The organism is Neorhizobium petrolearium (assembly GCF_029854435.1).
In the GTDB taxonomy this organism is placed as follows: Bacteria; Pseudomonadota; Alphaproteobacteria; order Rhizobiales; family Rhizobiaceae; genus Neorhizobium; species Neorhizobium petrolearium.
Map to the genome: position 1 here is coordinate 3,873,531 of NZ_CP123000.1, position 16,204 is coordinate 3,889,734.

General features: G+C 59.1%; 14 protein-coding genes. 2 read left to right on the forward strand and 12 right to left on the reverse strand.

Annotation, left to right across the window (positions count from 1 at the left end; translation table 11 throughout):
• Positions 1-84: 84 nt before the first annotated feature.
• The 3 genes from QEO92_RS18935 to QEO92_RS18945 form a co-directional block, all read right to left on the reverse strand.
• Complete coding sequence (locus QEO92_RS18935) at positions 85-1,317, reverse strand: ABC transporter substrate-binding protein (RefSeq protein ID WP_227704063.1); 1,233 nt, start codon at positions 1,315-1,317, stop codon at positions 85-87.
• Between the two features lie 66 nt (positions 1,318-1,383).
• Positions 1,384-2,286 carry a sugar phosphate isomerase/epimerase family protein gene (locus QEO92_RS18940; RefSeq protein ID WP_227704064.1) on the reverse strand — a complete coding sequence of 301 codons (903 nt, stop codon included), beginning with the start codon at positions 2,284-2,286 and terminating at the stop codon, positions 1,384-1,386.
• Positions 2,287-2,298: 12 nt separating this feature from the next.
• Complete coding sequence (locus QEO92_RS18945; RefSeq protein WP_037153067.1) at positions 2,299-3,333, reverse strand: Gfo/Idh/MocA family protein; 1,035 nt, start codon at positions 3,331-3,333, stop codon at positions 2,299-2,301.
• 129 nt (positions 3,334-3,462) lie between these two features.
• Here QEO92_RS18945 and QEO92_RS18950 point away from each other — a divergent pair, with 129 nt between their 5' ends.
• Complete coding sequence (locus QEO92_RS18950) at positions 3,463-4,479, forward strand: LacI family DNA-binding transcriptional regulator (RefSeq protein ID WP_227704065.1); 1,017 nt, start codon at positions 3,463-3,465, stop codon at positions 4,477-4,479.
• A 19-nt stretch (positions 4,480-4,498) separates the two neighbouring features.
• Here the strand turns inward: QEO92_RS18950 and QEO92_RS18955 are convergent, their stop codons facing one another.
• The 9 genes from QEO92_RS18955 to QEO92_RS18995 form a co-directional block, all read right to left on the reverse strand.
• A complete protein-coding gene (locus QEO92_RS18955) occupies positions 4,499-5,746 on the reverse strand; it encodes a glucarate dehydratase family protein (protein WP_037153074.1) in 1,248 nt (415 codons plus the stop codon).
• 56 nt (positions 5,747-5,802) lie between these two features.
• Positions 5,803-6,972 carry an SGNH/GDSL hydrolase family protein gene (locus tag QEO92_RS18960; protein ID WP_037153077.1) on the reverse strand — a complete coding sequence of 390 codons (1,170 nt, stop codon included), beginning with the start codon at positions 6,970-6,972 and terminating at the stop codon, positions 5,803-5,805.
• A gap of 8 nt (positions 6,973-6,980) precedes the next feature.
• On the reverse strand, positions 6,981-7,730 hold the full coding sequence (locus tag QEO92_RS18965; RefSeq protein ID WP_227704066.1) for an SDR family NAD(P)-dependent oxidoreductase: 750 nt from the start codon (positions 7,728-7,730) through the stop codon (positions 6,981-6,983).
• A 30-nt stretch (positions 7,731-7,760) separates the two neighbouring features.
• Positions 7,761-10,091 (reverse strand): alginate lyase, encoded by a 2,331-nt coding sequence (locus QEO92_RS18970; RefSeq protein ID WP_227704067.1) that lies wholly within the window; start codon positions 10,089-10,091, stop codon positions 7,761-7,763.
• Positions 10,092-10,166: 75 nt separating this feature from the next.
• Positions 10,167-11,687: an extracellular solute-binding protein gene (locus QEO92_RS18975; RefSeq protein WP_407722132.1), complete on the reverse strand. Its 1,521-nt coding sequence runs from the start codon at positions 11,685-11,687 to the stop codon at positions 10,167-10,169.
• A gap of 69 nt (positions 11,688-11,756) precedes the next feature.
• Positions 11,757-12,638: a carbohydrate ABC transporter permease gene (locus tag QEO92_RS18980; RefSeq protein WP_037153085.1), complete on the reverse strand. Its 882-nt coding sequence runs from the start codon at positions 12,636-12,638 to the stop codon at positions 11,757-11,759.
• A gap of 9 nt (positions 12,639-12,647) precedes the next feature.
• Entirely contained in the window at positions 12,648-13,577 is a 930-nt protein-coding gene (locus tag QEO92_RS18985; protein ID WP_227704069.1) for an ABC transporter permease, read from the reverse strand.
• 9 nt (positions 13,578-13,586) lie between these two features.
• Complete coding sequence (locus tag QEO92_RS18990; RefSeq protein ID WP_227704070.1) at positions 13,587-14,690, reverse strand: ABC transporter ATP-binding protein; 1,104 nt, start codon at positions 14,688-14,690, stop codon at positions 13,587-13,589.
• A 30-nt stretch (positions 14,691-14,720) separates the two neighbouring features.
• Positions 14,721-15,509 (reverse strand): GntR family transcriptional regulator, encoded by a 789-nt coding sequence (locus tag QEO92_RS18995; RefSeq protein WP_227704071.1) that lies wholly within the window; start codon positions 15,507-15,509, stop codon positions 14,721-14,723.
• Positions 15,510-15,789: 280 nt separating this feature from the next.
• Between QEO92_RS18995 and fdxA the strand changes: the two genes are divergently transcribed.
• Entirely contained in the window at positions 15,790-16,125 is a 336-nt protein-coding gene (gene fdxA / locus QEO92_RS19000) for a ferredoxin (RefSeq protein WP_037153094.1), read from the forward strand.
• Positions 16,126-16,204 lie beyond the last annotated feature (79 nt).

Genomic DNA, 16,204 nt, shown 5'->3' on the forward strand with positions numbered 1-16,204 from the left:
GTCCGGAGCCGCGCGGCAAAACCGTCGCGACCCCGGCCGGGAGGAAAGGTTAAGAGCCGTCTGTCAGGGGCCCGCTCCCATGGTTCAACCAAGCACAGCCTTGATCTTCTGGTCCGCCTGATCGAGCGCCTCCTGAGCGCTCATCTGGCCGGTCAAAGCCGCTTGGATGGCATCCTGGATCGCTTTCGAGATTTTCGGCCAGGCCGGATGCGGCCCGCGGGGTTGGGCATATTTCAGCTGCTCCTGAAAGACCTTCAATCCAGCGTCCTTGAGCGGCTGCCCGGTGGGCGGAATAGCAAGGTCAGAGCGGGCCGGCAGTTGGCCGAAATCCTTGAACATCCGGTTGTCCTGCGAGACGAAATATTCCAGCACCTTGAAGGCTTCCTTCGGGTGTTTGGTGTTGGCGAAGATCGCCCAGTTGAAATCGCCCATGGCGGATGAGCGCTTGGCACCCGGCTCGGGCAGCGGCAGCAATGCCACGCCCCAGTCGAATTTCGCCTCCTTCACCATGCGATCCAGCTCCCATGGGCCGGAAATCGCCATCGCCGCATTGCCGGAATTGAAGGTTCCGGTGGAATCCCATTGGCTGCGGGTGAGCGTGTCGCGCGAGGCAAGCTTCTCGTCGATAATCGTCTTCCAGATTTCCAGCGCCTTGACTGCGCCCGGCGCATTGATCTTGTCATAACCGCCGCCGCCCATCTGCGCCCAGGGCAGGAACTGGAAGGTCCCCTCCTCGTTGGCCTTCGCCGAGAAGGTGATGCCATAGACGTTCTTGGCCGGATCGGTCAGCTTGCGGGCGGTCTCGACCAATTCGTCCCATGTCTGCGGCGGCTTGTCCGGATCGAGTCCCTTCGCCCGGAACATGTCCTTGTTGTAGTAGAGCGCAATTGTATTCGTCGCCTTCGGGATACCGAAGTAACGGTCCTTCCACATCACCGATTTCAAGGGACCGGGATAGTAGTTCTCCGGTTTGACGACGCTCGACTGCGCAATCATGTCGGTCAGGTCGACGAATGCGCCACGCGACGAAAACAGTGCATGTTCCGGATTATCGACGGCGATGATGTCGGGCGCCTGCCCGGTCGAATAGGCACGCATTGCCTCGCTTACCACATCGTCGAACTGGATCTGGCGATATTCGACCGTGATGCCACTCTTGAGATTGTTGAAATCCTTGATGAGGTTCGGAGCCGGCTGAATGTCGCGGTCAAGCGACCAGACGGTGATCTTCACGTCCTCGGCGTGGGCCGAGGTATAGAATGCCGACATGCTGGCGACCGCGAGCGCGCCGGCCAAAGCCAAATTGCGAATACCCATGCTCTCCTCCTTCAGGTTGTGCTCCCGATGCGACCTCCTCCAGGCCGCACGCGGCGAGCGGCTGCATCAAACCGGATCCGTAACGAAATCGCCGCCCCGGCAGGACTTCAGATAATTCAGCGCGTGCACCTGACCGGTCATTTCGAGCTCGTCGCGATAAACGGGGTCATGCCATCCCTCGATGTCGATCGAACCCGACCAGCCTGCGAGCCGCAGTTCGGAAATGACGTCTGTCCAGTTCGTGTCCCCGAAACCGGGCGTGCGCATGAAAACGAACGGATGCTTGCCGAAAATTCCGTGCTCGCGAATGACGCCCCGGCGGATCGTCGCGTCCTTGCCATGCACGTGAAAGATCTTCGATGCCCATTTGCGGATCTGCGGCAGGGGGTCGATCAGATAGACCATCTGGTGGCACGGCTCCCATTCGAGGCCGATATTGTCGTCCGGCGTCTCGTTGAAGATCAGCTCCCAGGCATCCGGATTGTGGGCGATGTTCCAGTCGCCAGACTGCCAGTTGCCGTCCATGGCGCAATTCTCGAAGGCGATCCTGACGCCTTTGTCCGCAGCGCGCTTCGCAAGCTCGCTCCAGATCTCACGATAGCGCAGCAGGCTCTCGGGGATCGGTCGGCCTCGCAATCGGCCAGTGAAGCCTGCAATACAAGTCGCACCGAAGTGATGGGCATTGTCGATACAGTCCTTCCAGCCCTGGAGCGTCTGGAGGTCGACATCGGTCTCTTCCAGCGGATTGCCGAACATGCCGATCGCCGGAATGGTGATGTCGCGATCACCGATGGCCTCGCGGCAGCGCTTGCCAAGTTCCGCAAGGTTTTGACCGTTCGTCGTCTGCCAGAAGAACGGCTGGAAACTCTCGAAACCCATATCGGCAATCTGGGCGATGCGCTCTGCGGCGTGCCCCTGGGTGCCACGGATCATGGTGCCGATACGGATGGATTTGGCCGGATTGCTCACTGTTCCTGGTCCTCACACTTGAATGGCGACAGGCTGGCCGGTTCGCGCGCTTTCGATGGCGCCGAACACCATGGCCAGACTCTTGATATTGTCGAAACCCGCCGTTTCGGGCGGATGGCCGGACCGGATCGCGTTGAGGAAATCGGCGATCACGCTTGCATGGCCGTGCGTTTCCTCCTCGCGCGGTGGCGGCGGCACATCGATCGCCCGGTGGCCACGCAGAAGCCCTTCTCCCGTGCCGGCGACTGTCGCCTCGAAGGCCTCCTCGCCGTCCCAGGTCAGCATGCCTTTCGAGCCGACCAGCCGCCAGGCACTTTCCCAACTCGTGCGGCGGCCCTCGGCGCACCAGGAGCCGCGATAGGTAAAGGCGACATCGTCGGAAAACTTGAAGATCGCGTTCGCCGAAGCCCCGTGGGCATACCAGGAGCCGGCCGGATTGGTTTCAAGGCAATAAACCGAGAGCGGCCGTTTGCCGCTGACGAAGCGGGCGGCGTCAAAGGTGTGGATCGCCATATCGAGCAGCAGCACGTTCTCCATCTGCTCTCGAAACCCACCGAAATGCGGGGCTATGAAGAAGTCGCAATGAACGCCGGTCAACTCGCCGATGGCACCGCTCTCGACGAAGCGGCGCATGCGGCGGATGCCGGATATGAAACGGCGGTTCTGCACCACCGCATGTATCCGACCGGCTGTCTCGGCCAGCGCAATCAGTTCCCTCGCCTCTTCCAGCGAAGTCGCCATCGGCTTCTCGCTCAAGACGTGGCAACCATGTTTCAGCCCAGCGGCAACGACCGCCTTGCGGGCAACCGGCACGACCACATCGAACAGAAGATCGGCCCTGGTCTCTTCCAGCACCCGATCAAGATCGGTCCCGACAACCGCGTCCGTCAGGTCGAAAGCCTCCGCAAGCGAACGGGCGGCCGATCGATCGAGATCGACCAACCCGACGATCGTGATGGCCTCTGCCAGGCCGGGCGTTGTCTTCAACGCCCGCATCCAGCCATGTGCCATGGCTCCGCATCCGCATAGGACTGCCTTCAATGTCACGATACCCTCCTTGCCGACGGTGCCGATGCTCCTCCATCGGGCTCCGTAAACGTTTACGATCCTATTTACAGGCTATGGTCTTTGTCAATAGGATTTCCGAAAACGATTACGGTCTGATAGGACGGGATCATGAAGGGCATTCGCCGGCTGGCAGAACATCTCGACATTTCGATCGGCACGGTCTCCCGCGCGCTTAACGGCAAGCCGGACGTGAACGAGGAAACGCGCCGGCGCGTGCTGGAGGCGGCCGAACAGCTCGGCTATGTCGCCAACCAGTCAGGCCGCGCACTGCGCAAGGGCGCGACCGGAGTGATTGGTTTCATGATGCAGACCGGGCCGGAAATCACCGGCCAGGGCGATATCTTCTTTATGAGTGTCTTCGACGGTGTGCAGACGGTGCTGGCCCGCCACAAGCTCGATCTCGTCGCTCTCTTGTGTTCATCCGAAGAGGATCCGGACGATTATTTGAAACGGATGGTCGCCCGGGGTTTTGCCGACGGTATCATCCTCTCGGCGACACGGCGCCACGACGCGCGTTTCGAGTTCCTGGCGCGTCACAAGATTCCCTTCATCACGCTGGGGCGCAGCCTCACCGACGTGGATCAACCATGGATTGACCTGGATTTCGAAGGCATGGCGGAAATGTCGGTCGAGCGTCTCGTGAAGGCCGGCCACCGCAAGATCGGCTTCGTCTGGCCGCACGGTGATCTCAATCTCGGATACGTGTTCGTGGAACGCTGCCGGGAAGCGCTGGCACGGCACGGCCTTACGCTTTCCGAAGAACATATCTTTCGCACCAATCCGAACGAGGCCGGCGGTTATGCGGTCGCACGCAGTATCAAAGCAAGCAGCGATCCGCCGACGGCCATTATCCTGGTCAACGAGACCCTTGTCGCAGGGCTCTATCGCGGCCTCGACGAGGTCGGTCTGAAACCGGGGCGCGACATCGCCGTTATCGGCCGGCAAAGCCCCCAGGCGCGGTTTCTGTCTCCACGCCTGACGGGCTTCGACCTATCGCTCAGGGAGCTCGGCATCGCGCTCGCCGAAAGCCTCCTGTCCACTATGCCCGCCTATGCCGGACTCTATCCTCAGGCCGTGCGCAGAAAGCTCTGGCCGATGGCTCTGGTCGAAGGCGAAAGCGGCTAACGGGGCGCGCGGCGGCTCTCTACCAGCGCGGAACGCGACGCTCATAACCGGGGTCGAACTGCTTCATATAAAGCGTATCGTCACGCTCCCTGACGCCTGCCACTTCGTAAAGGGCAGCCAATTCCGCCAGCCGGATGCGATCCAGGGTCACGCCCAGCCCTGGCCCGCGAGGCACAGCCAGTGCACCGTCACGAAACACGAAGGGCGCCCCTTCAACTACATCCGCGCCGACCCAGGGATAATGCGTATCGCAGTCATAGCCGAGATTGGGTGTGGCCGACGCGACGTGAACCATAGCGGCCAACGTTATGCCAAGATGCGAGTTGGAATGCATGGAGATGCCCATATCCAGCACTTCGCAGACCTTGCCAAGATGGGTGGATGCACGCATCCCGCCCCAATAATGATGGTCGGAAAGGACGACCTTGACTGCCCGCTTTGTAAAGGCTTCGGCAATCTGATCGAATTCCAGGACAACCATGTTGGTGGCGAGCGGAATTGACGTCGCGGCGGCGACCTGTGCCATGGCATCCATGCCGGCAACGGGGTCTTCGAGATATTCCAGAACGCCTTCCAGCCTGCGCGCGACATAGATAGCGGTCTCGACGGTCCAGCCGCCATTCGGGTCAATCCTCAGCGGATGGTGAGGAAATGCCTCTCTCAGCTTGAACATGGTTTCGATTTCGAGATCCGGGTGAAGAACACCGCCCTTGACTTTAAGGGACTTGAAGCCATGGTCGGCGACCATTTTCTTCGCTTCGCGGACCATCTGATCGGGTGTGAGCACCTCTCCCCACTCGTCTTTGTCCTGGCCGATATGAGCGCCGAACTTGAAGAACAGATACGCGCTGAATGGCACGGTTTCGCGCACCGCACCGCCGAGCAAGTCGCCCACAGATCTGCCAAGCATCTTGCCTTGTATGTCCATGCAGGGAACTTCAAAGGCCGATGTCACCACATCCGTCAGCTTGTGGTCGGCGACCGCCGTCCTGGCATTGATACCGCCCCCCTCCGGCAGGGCAGCGGCCACACGGGATTTCAACTCGTGAAGGTGAAACGGATCAAGTCCTCTCAACGCGGGTGCGGCGCGCCGCAATCCTTCCAGCGCCTTGATGCTCCCGTAACTTTCGCCGAGGCCGGTTGTGCCATCATCGCAGATCACTTCGATGATTGTCCGCAGGGCATAAGGCTGGTGAACACCCTTGCAGTTCAGCAGCGGCTTGTCCGGGATGGCCACGGGCGTGAGATGGATTTCGGCAATGCGCATTCAATAGCTCCTTCTCACCATCAGGACCGGACCTTCGGTCTTTGCAGGTATCGGCGTCATGCTCGTACCGGACTGGGAACGGGACGGACCTCGATTTTCGCCACATCGAGCCGCAGCGGTTCGGCTTGCGTGTTCAAGATCACGTCGAGATGAAGTTCGGGAACCTTGTTCCCCGGCTTCAACTTCAATGGAGGCGTCCTGAGCGTCCCTCGCCAGGATTGTGACGGGAACGGAAAAGGCGACCCGTCTTCGGACCGGAAGGGCGCAAGCGCAATGCTTTCAAGCCCCTCCTCGGCAGCATCGCGCAGCCTGAGGGAGACACCCACGATGCCCCCGTGTGAGGGTACTTCCATGTCACATATGGCCTCGATCCAAACGCCCGCACCGGGATGGGACAGTTCACCACCCAACCGATGGCTCGTCTCTCCCGCCTCAGACGAAGTCGAGGCAGAGAGTTCGGAAGCAAGATTACCCAGCGGATTGTCTGCCGCGTCGTAACAGTCGTCCTGCGACAACACGCGATCAGGTGCATTGGGAAGGATATGATCAAGATAACCGGCCAGAAGGCTTCCGACCGCAAAACCTCCACGGACGGAAAAATGCGTTCCATCATTGGAGTAACCATCTCGCGGCTCGCCGAATCTGCTCTCCGGGTCCACCCAGGCGTCGTTCCAGTCGAAGACGTGACAATTGGCGTGCCTGGCCGCAAAATCGCGGCTGTGCTGATTGATCCAATGGGCCTTGGCACGCTCCGGGCCGCCTGCCGGCCATTTCTGCGTGCCCCTCGCCAGGATTGGCAGCAGGATCACCGTCTTGCCCGCGTTCAGCAAGGCCTTGACGATCCGGTCCCGGGTGTCGGCGATCGTCTGCCTTGTCTCCACCATCATATCGTTGGTACCCGCGTCGACGATGATGAGATCGAAATCGGACGCCAGCAACCGTGGCAGGCGCCGCTCGATCTCGATCGCTTTCTGTCCGGAAACACCGAAATTGAGGCCGGCAAAGAACCGGCTGCCACCAGCACGATTGGAAGGTTCCCAACCCGGGACGATTGCAGGATCGTGATGGACAGGGCAAGCCAGCCGGCCATGTGACAGCACCTCCGCCCAGCTCATCCAGCCGCGCGCCGAAGTGCCGATGAAGGAGTGATCGCCAATGTGATTCTGCTGCACAAGTGACGTACCGACTATGGCGATACGCCCTGCCCGCGGAAGAAAAACGGACATATTATGCCTCAGGAATAGAGCACGCCACCATTGATGTCGTAGCAGGCGCCGGTAATGTACGCTGCATCGTCCGAGGCAAGGAAGGCGACAAGGGCGGCAACATCCTCGCTGGTCCCTTCCCGTTTCATCAGGGCGGCAGCGGCGACGCGCTCGCGCACGTCCGGTTTTGTAAAGGTGTCGTGAAAGGTGGTGGCGATCATGCCGGGGCAGACGGCATTGACCCGAACGACCGGTCCAACCTCCTTGGCGAGCGCTCGGGTGAAGGTCATTACGGCTCCCTTGGATGTGGCGTAGGCGATAGCGCCCGGTCCACCACCATCTCTTCCCGCCTGCGAGGAGAAGGTGACGATCGCGCCGCCCTTTGCCAACCTGGGAAGCACAGCCTTGGTGGTCAGGAAAAGCGAAGTCAGATTGACATCCATGACCTGACCCCAAAACGCCTCATCCATGTCTGCCATGGTTTTTCGCGCCACCATGCCCCCCGCGACATGCACGAGCGCATGGATATCTCCAAACCTGTCCGCAGTTGTCGTGATGGCGCTTTCGACCTCTTCTTTCCGCGTCAGATCCGCACGGACTGCGATCGCAGCCTGGCCGAATTGCTCGATTTCGGAAACAGCGCTTCTGGCACCTTCCTCGGCACCATTATACGTTAGCACGACATTCGCACCTTCCTGCGCGAGCCGCAAAGCACAGGCGCGGCCGATATCGCGCCCCGCACCGGCAACAATGACCGTCTTGTTGGCGAAACGTTTCATCATGAACCTCTTTGGCTGGAATTCCTGGAACTAGAATTTTTTGGGAAGGGTCAGCTTGAAGCGCTGATCATCGACGTCGGTGAAATAGATGTCAGTGGAGAAGCCTTGATCGTCGATGAAGCTGAAGATCCGCTTCGGTTCCTTCAAACTGTAGGGGACCAAAAGCGTCACAAGGCTATGGCTCGTCGATGCCGGGGCTGTGGCGCGGACATGATGATGCCGCTCCAGTCCTTCCAGTTCCGCGGGATCGATGTCGGGGAAACCCTCGACTGCGACGATCTGAGGCGCGCCGGCGGATGAAAAGACGAACTGGCCGTAGAAACCGGCCTTCTGGCCCTTATACCGAAAACTCGAACGCCCCACCTGCGGCGCGCCCATGATGTGGCACAGCCATTGAAGCTCCTGCGCCTCCAGGCATTCGACCTGATCGACAATGACGAAATAGGAATCGTTGACGAAGTGAACTTCCCGCTCAACCTTCTGAACCAGTGGATTGACGAGCTGATAAGCCGCCGTCGCATCGCCGAGGATGCGAAGATATCCAGGTTTTTCTTCAGTCTCGACGATCCGGCCTGCGGCCCGACGGGCAAGCGCCTTGTCCTTGTCCGCATATTGGCCCTTGCCGCCGATCAGTACCGCATTCTTCGACCGCGTCTGCCGGCGCCAGTCACGATGCATGCTGGAGCCAAACGCGACATAGTACCCTGACTGGATCGCAAGATCCTCGCCATAGGCGTAGAGCAGAAATGCGTTCTGATCACCGTGGCTGTGGCTAAGCGATCCATAGGGGCTGGACTTGAAGACGAATTGCAGGTGCCGGTCGGGATCTTCCATATGCCTCTGCACCGCCACCCATCCGATGTCGCTGAAGCAGGCGACCGCCGGCAGATCTTCAGGCGAAATTGCCTGAACCTCCGGAAAGTCATGGCGGTAGACCAGATCGTCGAAGTTCAGGTCCCACCACCCATAGTTATAAAAGGCCATCTCGGTGCCGGCCGCATCAGCCTTGATGCGCTCGAAATACCATTGATAGTGGCCATTGCCGGTTACACCGGCGAACTGGCGGACGTTGTAGCCCACCTTCAATCCCGGCAGGTCACCGAGAGTGGAATCATCGCCGAAACCGGCGCGTCGGGTGCCGGGGGCTTTGGTGTAAAGCGGAAAGCTGCCGGTGTTCTGGAAGAAGGGACGCTGATAGAGATCAAACCCCAGATGGGATCGGATGAGATTGGCGGCCTCGATGAGATAGGCCATGCCCGTCATCCAGTAGTGCGGGCCTTCCGCCCATCCGCCTTCCGTACCCGCCCAAGGCGAATAGAGCGTCGCCAGGAACTCGACGGTGTAGTCCAGCCACTCCGTCGCCTCGTCGCTCTCGCCCTGAAGCGCAATGCAGGCCGGCGTGAGGACCGCTGACAGTGACCGCACCGCGTGGCTGTCATAGGGAAAGACATGGATGCGTGCATGGGCGATGACATGATCGGCAACCTCCCGCGTCCGACGCAGGAGAACTGCCCGGACTGTGGAGCGCTCCTCTTCGCTCAAGTGGTCGTAAAGCCAATCATAGCCCCAGGCGAGAGCCACCACGATGCGGAAGGCGGCTTCATCATTGTAGGCGCGCGAGGTCGGACCTTGCGGATCCCAGGCGGCAACAGCAAGCAGCCAGGCACGTGAAGCGTCGAGCAGGTCGCTTCTTCCAAGAACCCGCCCCGCTATCGCGAGATGCCGGATAGCATAGATGACCTCCTGGCAATCGATGTACATCTGCCGCCAAAGGGAGGCGACGCGCACATTGTCGGGATAGGGTTGAGGTTCGGCGATGATGGGACGTTCGATCCACGGTTCGACCGACTTGGAGAGGAAATCCGACCAACCGCAATGATTTGGATCATCGGCAACCGCAGACGCAAAGGACTTGAGCTTGTCTGGATTGAGCCAGAGCCGGGGATGACCGGTGCCGGCTGCGCCATGCCGGGTCTTCCGATCGGGAAGCGGCGCCCGCGGTAGAGCGTCATTGATTTCGAAGCTGCGTACAATGCTCCAGTTCGAACTGCATGCCCGGGACACCGGGTCCCAGAGCGCATAGGACCAGTAATAACGGCCCGCCGGAAGAACCTCGTTCGGCGTGAAGAAATTCCACGCCAGGTTCTCGTAAGTCTGCGTCTTGCTGTCGGTAAAGACAGGATCTGTCGAGATCCGAAGCACATATCTGGCGCCATCATCGATGTCGGGTAACCAGGAAAAACGCGGCGGGTTCTCCCGCGCTGGTCTTTGCTCGCTTGGCACATAATCTATGGTCAACGAACCAGGGCGGGGTTCATCGAGATGAGTTTGCTTGACAATCGCCGGCGCAGAGTGACGCATTCGGCTCGAACTCCTGTGGGAAAATCTGGTGGTGGATGGCGACGATGCACGCCGCCATCCAGAACGACGCAGGATTTAGCGGGCGGCACCATATTGGCGGTCATAGGCCGATTGCATCATGGCTATGACCTTGTCGTAGCCAAGCTCGGCAAGTCGCTTCTTGTAGACATCCCAGGTGGCATTGATGTCCTGAGCGCCAAGCACCCAGGTCTGCTGCATTTCGGTCATGTAGGTGAGCAGGCTCGGCCAATAACGGTCATAGACTGCCTTCTCTTCGGTATTCAGAGAGACGCCGAGAAATTCCTGTTTCAGGCAGTTGCACTGCTCATACATGGAGATGCCTTGGAGTGCGATCTTGTTGGTCCATTGCCGCTCGTAGTCGTAGGTCTGCCAGTACCCCCGCGGGATCTGGGCGCCCACCGCCCAGAGCTGCGCGTTGACGGGATCCTTGTTGCCCAGGATCTCCTTCTTGAACTGCGGTTTTCCGTCGACCATTTCGTAAGTCAGGCCTTCGACACCGTAGTTGGAAAGAATCCGGCCCTGCTCCGAGAACCAGAAGTCGAAATATTTGATGGTTTCCACGGGATGCTCATTGGTCGCGGAGATGGCCCAGCCGGCGGGTTGCACCTGCAACCGACGGGCATCTTCGAACCTCTGGCCGCTCACTGTCTTTGGCGGGAGCATCGGCCGAAGCGCAAATCCCTCGATCTTGCCGGACAACGCATCATTGTAGGTCGATGTGCTGGCGAACCAGTCATGCGTCATGCCACCCAGATTGTTGCCAAGGAGATATTCTCTGGAGCGCGCACCACGCGTGAAGATCTCCTTGTCGATAAGGCCTTCCTTGTACCACTGCGCGACATGGGCAATGCCTGTCTTGTAGTTTTCCTCGGCCCACGGATGACGGAGCTGACCGTCATAGACCGCGAAATCGCCGTAGCGTTCCGATCCTGACACGCGCGCGTCCCACAGGTTGATCAAGCGGACTGCATCCACCTCTTCCCGGGCGAAATACGGCACCTCATCCTTGACGCCATTTCCGTTCGGATCCTTGTCCCTGAAGGCTTTCAGGACCTCGTGGACTTCTTCCGGCGTTTCGGGTTGCTTCAGCCCGAGCTTGTCGAGCCAATCCTGGCGGATGAACCAGCCTCTGGAGAATTTCCCGTCCGGAACATAAGGGATGAAATAGATATTGCCGTCCGGACCGGAGATCGCACGACGGATCTCCGGGTGACCGTCGAAGAAGGCCTTCAAGTGGGGCGCATGCTCCTCGATCAGATCGTCCAACGGAATGAATGCGCCCTCCAGGCCGTATCGGATAAAATCTTCCTTCAGACCGCCGCTGGCATCTCCGCCAACGATATCGGGAAGGTTGCCGGAAGCGATGAGGAGGTTGAAGGCGTCGCGGCTGCTGGTGGTCGCCAGCGATGCAACGTTACGGACGTGGACGTTGGTGAGTTCGGCCGCCTTCTGCTCGACCGGCCACTTTTCCGAATAGACGTATTTGTCACGGAAATGGAAATGGATCGTCAGCTCCAATGGGTCGTCGGTGATCTTGGTTGTCTCCTGAGACCAGCCCGGCGATGCCGTCATCATGGCCGCGGCCAGCGCCAAGACAGATATTCCTTTATGAAATGCACTCATCGGTAGTTCCTCCCTTTGTCGTCACTCTTTGACCCCGCCCAGCAAAATTCCCTTCGTGAAATATCTCTGCGCGTAGGGATAGATGATGAGAACGGGAATGATGGAGGCGACCATGATGGCTGAGGTCACCGTCTCGAACGAATACTGCGCCGTCAGCAGGCTGGAGGCGAACTCGTCGTTCGAGTTGAGATCGACGATCACGCGCTTCAGATAAACCTGCAGCGGAATCTTCTCCTCACCGCGCAGAAGCACCATGGCCCAGAAGTAGCCGTTCCAGCGTGAGACGATGCAGAAGAGCGCCACGGTTACGATCGCAGGCTTGGAAAGCGGGATAAAGACCTTCCACAGCAGCTGAAATTCGCTGGCGCCGTCCATCTTGGCCGCTTCCTCGAACGACTTCGGCACGGCCTCGAAGAAGTTGCGCAGCAGGATCACGTTGAAGGCATTGGCCGCAAAGCCGATGATGATGCCGAACCGGCTGTCGAGAAGACCCAGATCCCGCATATTGAGGAAGAATGGGATCATCCCGGCGTTGAACCAGAGCGTAAAGGCGATCGCAAGATTGAAAAAGGTGCGGCCGCGCAGTCGCTTGCGTGATAACGCGTAGGCGCCGGGTATCATGATCGCCAGGCTCATCAGCGTGCCGCCGAAGGTGTAGATGAATGTATTGCCGTAAGCGATCCAGAACATGCGGTCGGATAGGACGCGGTCGTATGCCGCAAGAGTCATGTCCACCGGCCAGAGCGTGACGCGGCCCGCGGTGACGGCGGCGCCGGACGAGAGTGACGCCGAGATGATGTAGATGAAAGGATAAAGCGTCGACAGGACAAACAGACCGAGAAGAATGGCGTTGGCCCAGCCGAATATCCTGTCGCCACGGGAATAGAGATTGAAACTGCTCATCTCAGGCCCTCACCAAAGTGACGTTGAAGAGACTTTTCGGCTGATGCGGTTTGCCGAATAGACGAGGACGAAGGCAATCACTGCATTGAACAGCCCGGCTGCTGTCGCCAGATCGTATTGAGTCCCCTGCAGACCGGTCCGGTAAATGAAGGTTGAGACGACGTCGGAAGTCTCATAGGTCGGCGGTCGGTAAAGCAGAATGATATATTCGAAGCCGACCTCGACCAGATTGCCGATGCGGATGATCAGCATGATGATGATCGTGGGAAGAATGCAAGGAAGGGTGATGCGCCACATCATCTGCCAACGCGAAGCGCCATCTACTCGCGCTGATTCATAAAGGGTCGGGCTGACACCGGCGATCGCGGCGAGATAGACGATCGATTCAAAGCCTGCTTCCTTCCATACGGATGAACTGACGAACACGGGCCGGAACCATTCAGGCTTCATCAGGAAGTAGATGGGTTCGAAACCGAGGCGGGTCAGAAGCAGATTGACGACCCCTGTGGACGGCGACAGGAAGTTGATGACAATGCCGGCGACGATCACGACTGAGATGAAGTGCGGCAGATAGACGATCGTCTGCGCCCAGCGCCTGGCGACGGCGTTTTGCACCTCATTGAACATCAGGGCGAGAATGATCGGTACAGGGAAGGCGAATATAAGCCCGAGCCCGCTGATGGTGATTGTGTTCCAGAATGCCCTGATGAACATGTCGTTCTGGAACAGAACCTCGAAATGGGCAAATCCGACCCAGGGACTACGCTCGATGCCGCGGAAGATCGAAAAATCCTTGAAGGCGATCAGAAGGCCGTACATGGGTTTGTAGAGAAACAGCGCGAACCAGATGATCATCGGGGCCAGCAGCAGATAGAGCTGCCAATCCCGCTGCAGATCCTCTGCGTGGGTGCGTAGGGCGTCACGAAATTTCTGCTTCATGATCTGCCCTCACACTTCGGTTTTTAGCGTGCGACCGGTCGCAGCGTCGAAGATGTGAATGCGGGTACTATCGACACCCAGCCGGGAAACGGAGTTCAGCTGGTGATTGGAATAGAGGGTTTCCTCCTTTGCGATGAACGACTGGCCGCCTGCCTTCCCATGGAGGAGGGCTTCGGCCCCAAGCGGCTCGACCAATTCGATCGCACATTCGAGCACGTCGGGAGCGCTGTCTGTTCTGACCGACATGATTTCGGGGCGGATCCCAAGCTTGATCGGCTGTCCATCCGTTGCGGCAGACGCGAAGGCATCGGGAACGGCAAGACTTTGCCCGGACTGGCCGGCAAGCACGGCCCTCACCGCGCCACCCCGCTTGGCGATGTAGGCATCGAGCAGGTTCATCGGCGGAGATCCGATAAAGCCCGCGACGAAGGTGTTCGCCGGCTCGAGAAAGACCTCCATCGGCGACCCCACCTGCTCGATGTTGCCGAAATTCATGATGACGATGCGATCGGCGAGCGTCATCGCTTCCACCTGGTCGTGCGTCACGTAGATGCTGGTTGCCTTCATCCGCCGATGGAGTTGCTTGATCTCGGCACGCATGTAGGTGCGCAGCTTGGCATCGAGGTTGGAAAGCGGCTCATCGAACAGAAAGACCTTCGGCTTGCGGACAATCGCTCGCCCCATGGCGACGCGCTGACGCTGGCCTCCTGACAAATCGGCTGGTTTGCGAGAAAGGTAGTCGGTCAGGCCCAGGATCTGCGCCGCTTCCGAAACCGCCTGGCTGATCACCTCACGGCGCTCTCCTCTCACACGCAGCCCGAAAGCAATATTCTCCGCAACGCTGAGGTGGGGGTAAAGCGCATAGTTCTGGAACACCATCGCAACGTCGCGATCCTTCGGCGCGATCTTGTTGACCTCCCGGCCACCGATCGAGATCGTGCCTTCGGAGATGTCTTCCAGCCCCGCCACCATGCGCAGCGTCGTGGACTTGCCGCACCCGGAAGGCCCGACGAGCACGACGAACTCTTCAGGCTGGATCGCCAGGCTGATACCGTGGACGACCTCGAAGGCGCCGTACCGTTTGATGACGTCACTGATCTGGACTGCAGACATAAAAGGCCCCTCCTCAAAAGCCTTGGATGGTCAAGCGATCGTTTTGGAGCCTCTTGCGACCCGCTTCTTGGTGACGCGCGTATTGACCTGTTCGATGTAAGCCCAGATCTTCGGGTTCTTGGACAGTTCGGCGATCTTGGATTCGAGCGATCCGAGATGACAGACAACAGCCTCCCGCGCCTGCTCGATGTCGCCAGACTCGATGCCAGCGACAATCTTCTCGTGCTCCTCGATCACTTTTTCAGTGCGACGAACCGCGAATACGCGCTTGAGATGGCGCATCCGGTCCATCTCGCCCTTGGCCTGATTGACCACGCTCCATGCGCCGGGAAGGCGGGCCGCTGCGAAGATCGTTCGGTGGAATTCCTCGTCCAGCAAAAAGAAATCGGTGAATTGCTCGTCCTTTGCGGCAGCGCGCTGCTGAACCAGGCAGGTTTTCAAACGCGCGATGTCTTCAAAAGAATGCCGCTTGGTTGCCTCGATGACGGCGCCTTCCTCCAGCTTGAAGCGGATGAAGCAGGCCTCCATGTAGCGCTGCACGTCGATCGGGGCGATGTATGTGCCTCCCTGCGGCACGACGATGACGAACCCTTCCTCCGCAAGCCGAATAATGGCTTCCCGCACAGGTGTCTTGCTGACATTCAGGAATGTCGCGACCTCTTTTTCAGAAAGCGCGCGCCCCGGCAGAAGCTTCACCTCAACGATAAGCTTGCGCAGCAGAGCATGAATCCGGTTGGTCATGTTGCCGCCTGGCGGCAACTCAAGGGGTGTAACGAGATCGGAGAGAGGTAGCGACGGGAACTCGACCGTATCCGACATATCAAATCCATATCTGAGATATTAGTTTATAACTTGATATCTTGGAGGCTCTCGGCTGTCAATAGACGCCCATGGATGAGAAATTGCCTGGGACAAGACTGGCACCTTCCAATGCATGCGCATCGTCGCGGCTTCCCATACGAGATGAGATGACCGGTCGGGGCCGGTTCACAGCCTCGCCTGTTGCCAAAATTCGAACGGAGCAAACGAAAGATAGCACTTTTCGGCAACACAAACGTTTGAGATATTTCGGAAAATTCCCGGCAGGATCGAGACTGCGATGGCCTACATCATTACCGAACCCTGCATCGACGTGAAGGACGGCGCCTGTACCGCAGCCTGTCCCGTCGACTGCATCTATGAGGGGGGGCGGATGTTTTACATCCACCCCGACGAATGCATCAACTGCGGTCTCTGTCTGTCGATCTGTCCGGTGGATGCCATCGCTTACGACGAAGAAGCGACGGAGGCGCAGAAGAGGTTCATTCCGGTCAATCGCGATTATTTCGGACCCGGGATCGCGGCACTCGGCTCTCCCGGTGGCTGGGACAAGAGCCGTACGACGGCCAAGGATCACCCACTGGTTATGAGTGCGTCGAAGACGGCAATCCGGTAGGCTACTTTGCAATCAGGCTGCATAAGAGCAGCGCTTCGCGATCCCGAGAGCGTCAGGTCCGGGTTGGAGCCGAATGTAT